13 protein-coding genes and 1 pseudogene are annotated in these 12570 nt (G+C 66.9%); 10 read left to right on the top strand and 4 right to left on the bottom strand.

The features are described 5' to 3' along the window. The first annotated feature begins 52 nt into the window (after window positions 1–52). From FHX68_RS09180 to FHX68_RS09210, 8 genes are all read left to right on the top strand, one after another. Window positions 53–274: a DUF6198 family protein gene (locus FHX68_RS09180; RefSeq protein WP_141381363.1), complete on the top strand. Its 222-nt coding sequence runs from the start codon at window positions 53–55 to the stop codon at window positions 272–274. Continuing rightward, entirely contained in the window at window positions 247–378 is a 132-nt protein-coding gene (locus FHX68_RS16150) for a hypothetical protein (RefSeq protein ID WP_280525033.1), read from the top strand. The genes FHX68_RS09180 and FHX68_RS16150 overlap by 28 nt, the downstream gene beginning before the upstream one ends. After that, complete coding sequence (locus FHX68_RS09185; protein ID WP_141381362.1) at window positions 375–674, top strand: DUF6198 family protein; 300 nt, start codon at window positions 375–377, stop codon at window positions 672–674. The genes FHX68_RS16150 and FHX68_RS09185 overlap by 4 nt, the downstream gene beginning before the upstream one ends. A gap of 339 nt (window positions 675–1013) precedes the next feature. Continuing rightward, window positions 1014–2393: a replicative DNA helicase gene (gene dnaB, locus FHX68_RS09190; RefSeq protein ID WP_141381361.1), complete on the top strand. Its 1380-nt coding sequence runs from the start codon at window positions 1014–1016 to the stop codon at window positions 2391–2393. A gap of 103 nt (window positions 2394–2496) precedes the next feature. Further along, window positions 2497–2991: a GNAT family N-acetyltransferase gene (locus tag FHX68_RS09195; protein WP_141381360.1), complete on the top strand. Its 495-nt coding sequence runs from the start codon at window positions 2497–2499 to the stop codon at window positions 2989–2991. A gap of 2 nt (window positions 2992–2993) precedes the next feature. Continuing rightward, window positions 2994–3668: a nuclear transport factor 2 family protein gene (locus tag FHX68_RS16360; protein WP_211345078.1), complete on the top strand. Its 675-nt coding sequence runs from the start codon at window positions 2994–2996 to the stop codon at window positions 3666–3668. A gap of 213 nt (window positions 3669–3881) precedes the next feature. Then, on the top strand, window positions 3882–5234 hold the full coding sequence (locus tag FHX68_RS09205; protein ID WP_425325858.1) for an ISL3 family transposase: 1353 nt from the start codon (window positions 3882–3884) through the stop codon (window positions 5232–5234). 141 nt (window positions 5235–5375) lie between these two features. After that, entirely contained in the window at window positions 5376–6728 is a 1353-nt protein-coding gene (locus tag FHX68_RS09210; RefSeq protein ID WP_425325858.1) for an ISL3 family transposase, read from the top strand. Between the two features lie 16 nt (window positions 6729–6744). On the opposite strand, the gene FHX68_RS09215 is transcribed toward FHX68_RS09210, so the two are convergent. Next, window positions 6745–8262 carry an IS1634 family transposase gene (locus tag FHX68_RS09215; RefSeq protein ID WP_141920091.1) on the bottom strand — a complete coding sequence of 506 codons (1518 nt, stop codon included), beginning with the start codon at window positions 8260–8262 and terminating at the stop codon, window positions 6745–6747. 105 nt (window positions 8263–8367) lie between these two features. Next, window positions 8368–8822: pseudogene (locus FHX68_RS09220) on the bottom strand (transposase); the annotation flags it as partial. Window positions 8823–8863: 41 nt separating this feature from the next. On the opposite strand from FHX68_RS09220, the gene FHX68_RS09225 reads away from it, so the two are divergent. Continuing rightward, the gene (locus FHX68_RS09225) at window positions 8864–9292 is read left to right on the top strand and encodes a hypothetical protein (RefSeq protein WP_141920176.1); all 429 of its coding nucleotides are present in this window, start codon (window positions 8864–8866) and stop codon (window positions 9290–9292) included. Between the two features lie 112 nt (window positions 9293–9404). On the opposite strand, the gene FHX68_RS09230 is transcribed toward FHX68_RS09225, so the two are convergent. Next, complete coding sequence (locus tag FHX68_RS09230) at window positions 9405–10922, bottom strand: IS1634 family transposase (RefSeq protein ID WP_141381636.1); 1518 nt, start codon at window positions 10920–10922, stop codon at window positions 9405–9407. A 108-nt stretch (window positions 10923–11030) separates the two neighbouring features. On the opposite strand from FHX68_RS09230, the gene FHX68_RS09235 reads away from it, so the two are divergent. Then, a complete protein-coding gene (locus FHX68_RS09235) occupies window positions 11031–12005 on the top strand; it encodes an IS481 family transposase (protein WP_141920012.1) in 975 nt (324 codons plus the stop codon). A 378-nt stretch (window positions 12006–12383) separates the two neighbouring features. Here FHX68_RS09235 and FHX68_RS15210 read toward each other — a convergent pair whose 3' ends face one another. Then, on the bottom strand, window positions 12384–12569 hold the full coding sequence (locus tag FHX68_RS15210) for a hypothetical protein (protein WP_170219056.1): 186 nt from the start codon (window positions 12567–12569) through the stop codon (window positions 12384–12386). Window position 12570 lies beyond the last annotated feature (1 nt).

Here is a 12570-nt window from a genome sequence, read left to right on the forward strand (position 1 = left end):
CTCTCGCGACGGGCTCGCCCGTTCCGCCATAATGCAGACCAGGGAAGCCACCGTGGCAGATTCGGGAACGACGCCGGGGAAGTTCGTCGCGCGGCTGGTCTGGGTGGTCATCGGCGTGCTGGTGATCGGTCTCGGCAGCGGGCTGCTGAAGGCGATCAACGTCGGCGTCGACCCGTACACGGCCGCGAACATCGGCATCAGCAACTTGATCGGGTGGGATCTCGGCAGCTATCAGCTGCTGAGCTCGTGCCGGATGACCCGGCGCCGGTCGTGACGATGGTCCTCTTCGTCGTCGGCATCTGCGTGTTCGCGCTCGGGGCGTCGCTGTACATGACCGCTGCGCTGGGCACGGCCCGTACGATGCGCTGGCACCGATGATCGTGGATGCCTCGGGCGCGAAGTACCGCGTCGTCCGCACGGCGCAGGATGTGGTGTTCCTGATTCTGGCGGTCGTCTTCCACGGGGCGATCGGTATCGGCACGATCGTGACCGCGTTCTTCACCGGGCCGCTGATCGAGTTCTTCACGCAGCGCGTGTCGACGCCGCTGATGGCCTCCGTGCTGCCGCCGGCGACCGCCGACGAGCCGGTGACGACGGCGGCCGGCGTGGACGAGACGACGGGCGGCGAGGGCTCCGACGCCGCCGGCGACGGCTTCACCGCGCGCGAGAACTGACGCTCACAGGGTATTGACAAACTCCCCGATCGTTCGGGGAGTTTTCCGCAGGGTTGTCCCCAACTCGGTGATGCACACAAAACCTTCAACCCACACTTCAACCACATTGTGCATCCACAGGGTGTGAAGAAGGAAAGCCCTGGTCGAGATCGCTTAAATAGTCGGTCTGAGGATATATCTCGGGCGTTTTCCACAACCCTTGTCCACATGCGCGGCGGCGTTTCGCGCAGATTCTCCACACAGTTATCCACAGGGTGGTTTGCGAGTGTCGGAGGTCGTCCTTAGCGTGGCCTGTGGCCCGGCGAGCGGGGCCGGGGGACACGTGAAGAGAGGCGCTGCATGTCGATCGCTGACATCTCTGACGACCGTCTGGGCGGTTCTCCCGACCGACGCAACGAGCGCACGCCGCCGCACGATCTGCTGGCCGAGCAGTCGACGCTCGGAGGCATGCTGCTGTCCGCCGATGCGGTCGCCGACGTCGTCGAGTCGATCCGCGGCACCGACTTCTACGTGCCCAAGCACGAGCTCATCTTCGAGGCCATCCTGAGCCTCTATTCGCACGGCGAGCCGACCGACGTCGTCGCCGTCACCGACGAGTTGATCAAGACCGGCGATCTCATGCGTGCCGGCGGTGCCGATTACCTGCACTCGCTCACCTCCATCGTGCCGACGGCGGCGAACTCCGCCTACTACGCATCGATCGTGCGTGAGCGTGCGCTGCTGCGGCGACTCGTCGAGGCTGGTACCCGCATCGTGCAAATGGGGTACAACGGTCAGGGCGAGGCGCTCGACCTCGTCAACAATGCGCAGGCCGAGATCTACTCGGTGACCGGCGCCGAGCAGGCCGAAGACTATGTCGCCCTCGAGGTCGCCGTGGGCGCGGCGATCGAGGAGATCGAGGCGGCGCGGGGCCGCGACGGTCAGATGACGGGCATCCCGACCGGCTTCGCCGGCCTCGACCAGCTGACGAACGGTCTGCATCCGGGGCAGATGATCGTCGTCGCCGCGCGCCCCGCGATGGGTAAGTCGACGCTCGCGCTCGATTTCGCGCGGGCCGCGGCGATCAAGCACAACCGTCCGACGATCTTCTTCTCGCTCGAGATGGGGCGCAGCGAGATCGCGATGCGCCTCATGAGCGCCGAGGGCGCCGTGCCCCTGCAGTCGATGCGCAAGGGGTCGCTCGACTCGCGCGACTGGACGACGATCGCGTCGACCCGCGGGCGCATCAACGACGCTCCGCTGTACATTGACGACTCGCCGAACATGACGCTCGTCGAGATCCGCGCGAAGTGCCGCAAGCTCAAGCAGCGCGTGGGTCTCCAGATGGTCGTGCTCGACTACCTGCAGCTGATGACGTCGGGCAAGCGCGTCGAGAGCCGCCAGCAGGAGGTCTCGGAGTTCTCGCGCGCGCTCAAGCTGCTCGCGAAAGAGCTGCAGGTGCCGGTCATCGCGCTGTCGCAGCTGAACCGTGGTCCCGAGCAGCGCGCCGACAAGAAGCCCGCGATCAGCGATCTGCGCGAGTCGGGCTCGATCGAGCAGGACGCCGACATGGTGATCCTGCTGCACCGCGAAGCCGCCTACGAGAAAGACAGCCCCCGCGCCGGCGAGGCCGACCTGATCGTCGCCAAGCACCGCAACGGCCCGACCGACACCGTGACGGTGGCCTTCCAGGGCCACTTCTCCCGGTTCACGGACATGGCGCCGGGGGACTTTGGGTAGTTGTAGGTTCCGGTCAGAGTTGTCCATTTCGCAAACGAAATGTCCACGGTGTGTCCATCTGGACATTTCGACCGGGCGCCGCGAGCTCTGAGAGTATTGGCGGATGGCATTCATGATCAGGGAGCCGCGCTCAGGAGAGGCGTCCGCGATCGCCGATGTTTACGTCGCGACGTGGAAGGAGGCGTACTCCGATCTGCTCCCCGAGGACTACTTCTCGGAGGAGTACGTCGCGGGTCGTCACCGGATGTGGCAGCACGTTCTGACGCACCCGCGTGACGACATGCTCGTTCGAATAGCCGAGGCCGGTGGCGAGATCGTCGGGTTCGCTTGGGTAGGTCCGGGTGAGGGTGTCAATGGCGAGAAGGCACCTCGTGAGCGTCTCCTCTACGCGATCTACGTTCTGGCTGCGCACTACGGGACGGGGATCGGCCAGGCGCTGCTGGACGAGGCGCTGGGGGATGGTCCGGCGATGCTGTGGGTGGCCAAAGAGAATCCGCGCGCGACGGCGTTCTATCTCCGCAACGGGTTCCGTTTCGACGGCGTCGAACAGATCGATCCTCACGCCCCGTTGATCACCGACGCGCGGATGCTGCGATAGCCGTGTGGGAGACCGGCGACCGGTTCGACGCCGTCAAGGCTGCGGAATTGGCACTCCTCGACAGTGAGGTCCGTCGCGACCCGGATCGAGTGCGCGAGCTCCTGCATCCCGAGTTCGTCGAGATCGGACGCTCGGGTCGACGCTGGACGAGGAGCGCGACGATCGCCGCTCTCGAGTCGGAGCACGAGCGCGTGGCGCCCGAGACCGATGAGTGGTCGTTCAACGAGGTATCGCTTTCACTGGTCTTGGTCACGTACCGCATCACCGGGGGAGCCGGCAGCAGCAGACATGCCTCGCTGTGGGACGTCAGCGGCGCCGTTCCGATGATCCGTTATCACCAGGGCACACTGATTCGCTCGGACGATGTCGAGCGAATCAGTGTCGATCGGCCGGAGATCGTGTGCATCTGCGGTTCTGCGCGGTTCCTTCCGCAGATGCGCGATGTGAACCGCGACCTGACGCTCTCTGGAGTGATCGTCCTCGCGCCGGGCGAAGCGGAGGGCGTCGTTTCGGTCGAGCAGAAGACCGTGCTCGACGCTCTGCACCTACGCAAGATCGATCTCGCTGATCGCGTCCTCGTGGTCAACCCCGGCGGGTACATCGGGGAGTCCGCGGGTCGGGAGATCGCCTATGCCCGCGCCGCGGGCAAGGCCGTCTCCTTCACTGACCCCGCCTGAATCGGACAGGTCCACCCGTGCTTGGAGACCTTCGCGGTGGACAATTCCCCCGTTGGGGCCGCCTCAGTTGCGACCACCAGGTGGACATCGGGCTCTTCGGACTTTAGGTGGGGGTGGGTGATGTGCGGGGCCGCGTGGTGACGGGGTGGGGCGGGTCGAGGCCCCGAGGATCGGTAGCGACCAAGCTTCCTTTCCGTTCGGAGACCTCGACCCGTGCCCGATGCTACGGGGTGCGCCGCTGCGTGCCCGTCTTCTGCTGTCTACTGTGATCGCTGCGATGTGCTCGTCGGCCTCGGCGGGCTGCACGTGGTGGCTGTCGAGCGCTGCCGCGACGGCGTGCTCCTGATCGACGTCGAGTCCCCGCCGGGGCCGGTCGGGTGCCCGGGGTGCGGGCAGGTCGCCGAGTCGCGGGGCCGGAAGGCGCTCGTGCTGGTCGATGCGCCGATGAGCGCCGCTGCGGTGCGGGTCCGGTGGCGCAAGCGCAGGTTCCGGTGCGCTGATGAGGCGTGCCCGAGGGAGTCGTTCACCGAGCAGAACGCTCTGGTCGCCGCGCCTCGCGCCAAGCTCACGGCCCGAGCGGTGATCTGGGCGGTGGGGCAGATGCGGAGGGAGAACGCGTCGGTGCAGGGCGTCGCCCGCCAGCTCGGGGTGTCGTGGCGCACGGTCTGGCGACACGTCAGGCCGGTGCTCGAGACGCGCGCCGCGGACGGGTCCCGCTTCGACGGGGTCACCACGCTCGGCGTCGACGAGCACCTCTGGCACCACGTGTCCACCAGACCCGTCGCCGATGGCGGGCGGGGTCCGAAGGAACTGACCGGGATGGTCGACCTGTCGCGCGATGCGTCCGGGCGGGTGAGGGCCCGCCTGCTGGACCTCGTGCCCGGGCGCAGCGCGAAGGCCTACGCCGACTGGCTGCAAGAGCGCGGGCAGGAGTTCCGCGACGGGGTGCAGGTCGCGACGCTGGACCCGTTCGCCGGCTACAAGAAGGCCCTCGACGACGAGCTCGACGATACCGTCGCGGTGCTCGACGCGTTCCACGTCGTCAAGCTCGGCACCACCGCGGTCGATGAGGTCCGCCGCCGCGTCCAGCAAGACACCCTCGGGCACCGCGGACGCAGAGGTGATGCGCTCTACGGGATCCGCAACATCCTCCGCGCCGGGCAGGAACGACTCACCGACCGGCAGAAGGCCCGGCTCGATGCCGCGTTCACGCAGCGCGAGGAGCACGTCGAGGTCGACGTCGCCTGGCAGGCCGCGCAGCAACTCCGCGACGCCTACCGGCATGCCGACCTCGCCACCGGGCGCAAGATCGCCGAGCACGTGCTCGAATCGCTCCCGACCTGCCCGATCCCCGAGATCGCCCGACTCGGCCGCACCCTGCGTCAGTGGCGGGCCGCGTTCCTGTCCTACTGGGATACCGACCGGTCATCCAACGGCGGCACCGAGGCCGTGAACGGCCTCATCGAACTCGCCCGCCGCGTCGCCCGCGGCTTCCGCAACTACGACAACTACCGACTCCGCATGCTCCTCATCGCCGGCGGCCTCGACCCCACCACCCCCACCTAAAGTCCGAAGAGCCTTAGTGGCTCTTCGGACTTTAGGTGGGGGTGGGTGATGTGCGGGGCCGCGTGGTGACGGGGTGGGGCGGGTCGAGGCCCCGAGGATCGGTAGCGATCAAGCTTCCTTTCCGTTCGGAGACCTCGACCCGTGCCCGATGCTACGGGGTGCGCCGCTGCGTGCCCGTCTTCTGCTGTCTACTGTGATCGCTGCGATGTGCTCGTCGGCCTCGGCGGGCTGCACGTGGTGGCTGTCGAGCGCTGCCGCGACGGCGTGCTCCTGATCGACGTCGAGTCCCCGCCGGGGCCGGTCGGGTGCCCGGGGTGCGGGCAGGTCGCCGAGTCGCGGGGCCGGAAGGCGCTCGTGCTGGTCGATGCGCCGATGAGCGCCGCTGCGGTGCGGGTCCGGTGGCGCAAGCGCAGGTTCCGGTGCGCTGATGAGGCGTGCCCGAGGGAGTCGTTCACCGAGCAGAACGCTCTGGTCGCCGCGCCTCGCGCCAAGCTCACGGCCCGAGCGGTGATCTGGGCGGTGGGGCAGATGCGGAGGGAGAACGCGTCGGTGCAGGGCGTCGCCCGCCAGCTCGGGGTGTCGTGGCGCACGGTCTGGCGACACGTCAGGCCGGTGCTCGAGACGCGCGCCGCGGACGGGTCCCGCTTCGACGGGGTCACCACGCTCGGCGTCGACGAGCACCTCTGGCACCACGTGTCCACCAGACCCGTCGCCGATGGCGGGCGGGGTCCGAAGGAACTGACCGGGATGGTCGACCTGTCGCGCGATGCGTCCGGGCGGGTGAGGGCCCGCCTGCTGGACCTCGTGCCCGGGCGCAGCGCGAAGGCCTACGCCGACTGGCTGCAAGAGCGCGGGCAGGAGTTCCGCGACGGGGTGCAGGTCGCGACGCTGGACCCGTTCGCCGGCTACAAGAAGGCCCTCGACGACGAGCTCGACGATACCGTCGCGGTGCTCGACGCGTTCCACGTCGTCAAGCTCGGCACCACCGCGGTCGATGAGGTCCGCCGCCGCGTCCAGCAAGACACCCTCGGGCACCGCGGACGCAGAGGTGATGCGCTCTACGGGATCCGCAACATCCTCCGCGCCGGGCAGGAACGACTCACCGACCGGCAGAAGGCCCGGCTCGATGCCGCGTTCACGCAGCGCGAGGAGCACGTCGAGGTCGACGTCGCCTGGCAGGCCGCGCAGCAACTCCGCGACGCCTACCGGCATGCCGACCTCGCCACCGGGCGCAAGATCGCCGAGCACGTGCTCGAATCGCTCCCGACCTGCCCGATCCCCGAGATCGCCCGACTCGGCCGCACCCTGCGTCAGTGGCGGGCCGCGTTCCTGTCCTACTGGGATACCGACCGGTCATCCAACGGCGGCACCGAGGCCGTGAACGGCCTCATCGAACTCGCCCGCCGCGTCGCCCGCGGCTTCCGCAACTACGACAACTACCGACTCCGCATGCTCCTCATCGCCGGCGGCCTCGACCCCACCACCCCCACCTAAAGTCCGAAGAGCCAGTTTAGTGCCCCACGCCCGGCCGGAGTGCGGCGATGATGTCGGCGGCTTCCCCCGTTGGCGGGGTGGTCGCGGTGAGTTCGTGTCCGTCGATGGTGATCGTGACGTCACGCAGCGGGCGCAGCGCGCGGACGATACGGCGGACCGTCACGCCGGTGGTCTTGTAGAGGTGCCGGCTGATCGCGAGAGCGCAGAACACGACGGTGAGGTGCGCGTGGATCGAGTCCGCGGTCGACGCGAACATCGGCCTCGCCCGCAGGTCGGTCTTTGCCATCCGGAACGTCGCCTCGACCTGGAACAGGTCATGGTAGGCCGCCACGATCTCTGCAGCGGAAGCCGTCGCGGTGCTGAGGTTGGTGACGTACCCCTTGAGGCCGATGTATTCGCGGGCCTTCTCGACTCTTGCCCAGTTCACGCCGGGCCCCGTGCCGAGGGTGACGAACCGGTCCTTCTTCGCCGGGCGGGTGCCGGCAGCGATCTGCTCGGCGCGTTCGATCTGCTTGTTCAACGTGATGTTGTCGCGGATCTTCCGCTTGTGGGAGTACTGCCACACCACTCGCCGCTCCCGCGCGTTCACACCCGCACCCATGGTTCGGGTGGTCTCGACCGTCTCCCCATCGGTGACGATGTTCCCGACGGTCGCGTAGTGCTCGGCGAGATCGTATGGCGCGGAGGAGGTGCGGGAGCCGACGATGAAACCGAACCCGGCGTCCTCCAGCCGGTTCAGGTTCGCTGCGGACAGCATGCCGGCGTCCGCGACGACCACGACCTCGGTCGCGGAGTGACGTTCGCGGAACTGGTCGAGGACGGGCAGCAGGGTGAGGGTCTCGCCCCTGTTGCCCGCGAACTCGTGGACTTCGAGGGGGAACCCGCCCTGGTCCACGAGGAGGCCGACGAGGATCTGCGGGTCGACGCGGCGCTCTTTGCTCATCCCGACCTTGCGGAGCTTGTCTTCACGCTCCGCCTCGAAGTAGAGGGTGGTGACGTCGTAGAGCACGACGGTGAGCGGGCCAGATCGGGTCGCATGCGCGTAGGCTGCGGCGGCGATCTTCGACCGCCAGTCCTGCTCAACGCTGCGGGCGAGGGTCCGCCACACGGTCGACAGCGACGGCGCACCCGGGACACCGAGCTCGTCCCACACCCGCAGCGTGTCCGCCTTGCTGGTCGGCTCGACGACGCGGGCCAGGACCAGCTTCTTGAATGTGTCGTTGCCGACCGCGTCGAACCCGAGACGGGCGTAGGCGTCCTCGAGGACATCCCACAACAACCTGGACCTCGACCCGGTCACCGTCGGCGCGGTCGTGGCCGGCGGCGTCGCGCCCAGCCCGTCCAGATCGAACGGGACATGCCCGGCCAGCTCCGCGATCCGCTCCCGCGCGATCGCGACCAGCACCGCGAGCTGCTCATCGTCGTGCGCGGAGCCGAGGTGCTCCACGATCGTCCGCACACCACGGGTCTTCGACGCGATCTGCACCGCCGTCGCACCCGACGCGGTGCGCACCTTCCGCACGAACCACCCCACCGAGCGAGTCTAGATCGACGCCGTTAGTGCCCCGCACGAGGCACCAACACCCCCGGAAAATCAAGCCTCAACGATCCTCAACCCGCGAAATCACCCGACGGTGACACGATCCAGGCGTCCCGGGGCCGCCGCCAGCCAGGCGTAGAACGACGACCTCGCGATCTGAATGACCTCACACAACCGCTTCACGCCGTAGGCGTCCTTGTGATCCTCAACGAACTGGAAGCGGTTCACCAGTTCGTCTCCCCGGCGAAATACTTCGCCGCCTGACGAAGGATGTCCCGCTCCGTCTGAAGCTTCAGCTTCTCCGCTTCCAGCCTCGCGTTCTCGGCCTCCAGCCGGAGGACCTTCGCCGCCTGTGACTCCGCCCGCGCCGGCGCGCGCGTCGACGCTGTGCTGGTGGTCGTGATCCCCGAGCCGTGCTTCTCGACCCACTCCCGCAGCGCACCGCGGGAGATCCCCAGATCCGCCGCGATGCCCTTCAACGTCGCACCCGGCGTGGACGCGAACAAGTCCACCGCCCGCTGCCGGAACTCGTCCGTGTAGTTCTTCCTTGCCATCCCTTGGATTCTCGCTTCCCCAGCAACGTGCTGGAATCAGCGTGTCCAAGATCAGGGGTCAAGCGCCCTATGAAGCCGTGAAGGCCGACGTGAATGCCTCGATGCAGGAGGTTGTCGATTTGCTGCCAGAGGGTACCCAGGTCTCGCTTCGTCCCGAGAGCACCCCCTACCCATGCGAAGACAAACTGTCGCTGGGTTCGGGGAAGGGTGTCTTCTACACCGGGCAGCTCGAAGCTACGCTTCCACCCACCGCCGATGCATCACATGTCGTCGACGATTTGCCTGCGCGTTTGGGAGAGCAGTGGAAAGCGAGCAAGACCGGCGTCGCGCTCTCAAGTTCAGCTGTGATCTTGACAGACATCAAAAGACAGGTCCAGCTGAACGTGATGGATGTCTCCAAAGCGTACGGAGGGACTTCAGTTATCGACATAACGGGGATCTCTCGCTGCGCCACCTCACCAACGAACTAGTGCAGCGCAACGTGAGATTGCGCAAGAGCGGTGTTTTGCAAGCCCTCGCGAAATCAACGACCTCACAGTCGGCGCCATCGGAAGTAGCCGCATCCTCCTGGATCGTGTCAGATTAGTGCCCCACGCCCGGCCGGAGTGCGGCGATGATGTCGGCGGCTTCCCCCGTTGGCGGGGTGGTCGCGGTGAGTTCGTGTCCGTCGATGGTGATCGTGACGTCACGCAGCGGGCGCAGCGCGCGGACGATACGGCGGACCGTCACGCCGGTGGTCTTGTAGAGGTGCCGGCTGATCGCGAGAGCGCAGAACACGACGGTGAGGTGCGCGTGGATCGAGTCCGCGGTCGACGCGAACATCGGCCTCGCCCGCAGGTCGGTCTTTGCCATCCGGAACGTCGCCTCGACCTGGAACAGGTCATGGTAGGCCGCCACGATCTCTGCAGCGGAAGCCGTCGCGGTGCTGAGGTTGGTGACGTACCCCTTGAGGCCGATGTATTCGCGGGCCTTCTCGACTCTTGCCCAGTTCACGCCGGGCCCCGTGCCGAGGGTGACGAACCGGTCCTTCTTCGCCGGGCGGGTGCCGGCAGCGATCTGCTCGGCGCGTTCGATCTGCTTGTTCAACGTGATGTTGTCGCGGATCTTCCGCTTGTGGGAGTACTGCCACACCACTCGCCGCTCCCGCGCGTTCACACCCGCACCCATGGTTCGGGTGGTCTCGACCGTCTCCCCATCGGTGACGATGTTCCCGACGGTCGCGTAGTGCTCGGCGAGATCGTATGGCGCGGAGGAGGTGCGGGAGCCGACGATGAAACCGAACCCGGCGTCCTCCAGCCGGTTCAGGTTCGCTGCGGACAGCATGCCGGCGTCCGCGACGACCACGACCTCGGTCGCGGAGTGACGTTCGCGGAACTGGTCGAGGACGGGCAGCAGGGTGAGGGTCTCGCCCCTGTTGCCCGCGAACTCGTGGACTTCGAGGGGGAACCCGCCCTGGTCCACGAGGAGGCCGACGAGGATCTGCGGGTCGACGCGGCGCTCTTTGCTCATCCCGACCTTGCGGAGCTTGTCTTCACGCTCCGCCTCGAAGTAGAGGGTGGTGACGTCGTAGAGCACGACGGTGAGCGGGCCAGATCGGGTCGCATGCGCGTAGGCTGCGGCGGCGATCTTCGACCGCCAGTCCTGCTCAACGCTGCGGGCGAGGGTCCGCCACACGGTCGACAGCGACGGCGCACCCGGGACACCGAGCTCGTCCCACACCCGCAGCGTGTCCGCCTTGCTGGTCGGCTCGACGACGCGGGCCAGGACCAGCTTCATGAATGTGTCGTTGCCGACCGCGTCGAACCCGAGACGGGCGTAGGCGTCCTCGAGGACATCCCACAACAACCTGGACCTCGACCCGGTCACCGTCGGCGCGGTCGTGGCCGGCGGCGTCGCGCCCAGCCCGTCCAGATCGAACGGGACATGCCCGGCCAGCTCCGCGATCCGCTCCCGCGCGATCGCGACCAGCACCGCGAGCTGCTCATCGTCGTGCGCGGAGCCGAGGTGCTCCACGATCGTCCGCACACCACGGGTCTTCGACGCGATCTGCACCGCCGTCGCACCCGACGCGGTGCGCACCTTCCGCACGAACCACCCCACCGAGCGAGTCTAGATGTACTGACCCAGATCGTTGTTGACGTAGGAGAGACCTCCGGGGTCGAGTTGGAGCTGTCTAAGTTCTTCAGCTCAAACGCACGGAGGTCTCTCTTGTCTCACGCTAATGCCCGGCTGACTCCGGCCGGCCGGTTGATCATGGTTCAGCGCATCCAGTCGGGGCGTGCGGTCGCGCATGTTGCCGCGGAAATGGGGATCTCCCGCACGACCGCGTGGCGGTGGTGGCGCAGGTTCCGGGAGTGCGGCCCGGCGGGCCTGATCGATCGTTCCAGCGTCGCCCGCTCCCACCCTCGCCAGACCAAAGCGTGCGTGGAGGCGAGGGTGCGGATCATGCGGCACCTCACTCGGCGTGGGCCGGTGTTCATCGCTGACAAGCTCGGCTTGCAGGCCTCAACGGTCGGTAGGGTGTTGCGCCGCCACCACGTGCCGTTGCTGCGGGAGCTGGACCCGGTCACGGGGTCCGTGATCCGCGCGACCCGCCGATCCGCGCAGCGTTACGAGCATGATCATCCCGGGTCCCTGATCCACGTTGATGTGAAGAAACTCGGCCGTATCCCCGACGGCGGCGGATGGCGTCTGCATGGCCGCGGGCAACGTCCTGCGCGCAAGCGGGGCCTGGGTTACGACTACGTGCACACCGTCATCGACGACCATTCCCGAGTTGCTTACGCGGAGATCCACGACGACGAGAAAGGCACCACCGCGGCGGGCGTCCTCGACCGCGCGATCGCGTTCTACGCGCGCCTCGGCGTCACAGTCGAACGCGTCATCAGCGACAACGCGTTCGCTTACCGCCACTCGGCCGCGTTCAAGGCCGTGGTCGACGCGCACGGCATCCGACAGCGGTTCATCAAACCGCACTGCCCCTGGACCAACGGGAAAGTCGAACGCCTCAACCGCACCCTCGCCACCGAGTGGGCCTACGCCCGCCCCTGGAGCTCGAACGACGACCGAAAAGCAGGGTTGACGACCTGGCTCGACTACTACAACCTAGACAGGCACCACCTCGGCATCGGAGGCAAAACCCCCATCGACCGAATCAACAACGGTCGAGGTCAGTACATCTAGATCGACGCCATTAGTGCCCCGCACGAGGCACCAGCACCCCCGGAAAATCAAGCCTCAACGATCCTCAACCCGCGAAATCACCCGACGGTGACACGATCCAGGTCTCAAGTTCAGCTGTGATCTTGACAGACATCAAAAGACAGGTCCAGCTGAACGTGATGGATGTCTCCAAAGCGTACGGAGGGACTTCAGTTATCGACATAACGGGGATCTCTCGCTGCGCCACCTCACCAACGAACTAGTGCAGCGCAACGTGAGATTGCGCAAGAGCGGTGTTTTGCAAGCCCTCGCGAAATCAACGACCTCACAGTCGGCGCCATCGGAAGTAGCCGCATCCTCAGCCAGCTTCAGAAGTCGGACTATCTCGAACGGGTCATGTCAGGCGCGGTCCAGCTCTACCTCTAGCAACCCGACCAAGATCGCATAGTCGAGATGATCGGCAACCCGAGCGCGTCGACGACGCATGCCATCACCTACGTGCCCGGCATATTCAGCAACCAATACTCCTTCTACGGTGGCGAGGTGCAGCAGGTCGGTAGCTGGTTGAACGGTGACGGCGCTCACT

This window comes from Microbacterium lacticum, assembly GCF_006716815.1.
Taxonomy (GTDB): Bacteria; Actinomycetota; Actinomycetes; order Actinomycetales; family Microbacteriaceae; genus Microbacterium; species Microbacterium lacticum.

Excerpts from the sequence above, each read along its gene's own strand:
- FHX68_RS09185 (WP_141381362.1), top strand. The coding sequence starts at position 375 with ATGATCGTGGATGCCTCGGGCGCGAAGTACCGCGTCGTCCGCACGGCG.
- dnaB (WP_141381361.1), top strand. The coding sequence starts at position 1,014 with ATGTCGATCGCTGACATCTCTGACGACCGTCTGGGCGGTTCTCCCGAC.
- FHX68_RS09195 (WP_141381360.1), top strand. The coding sequence starts at position 2,497 with ATGGCATTCATGATCAGGGAGCCGCGCTCAGGAGAGGCGTCCGCGATC.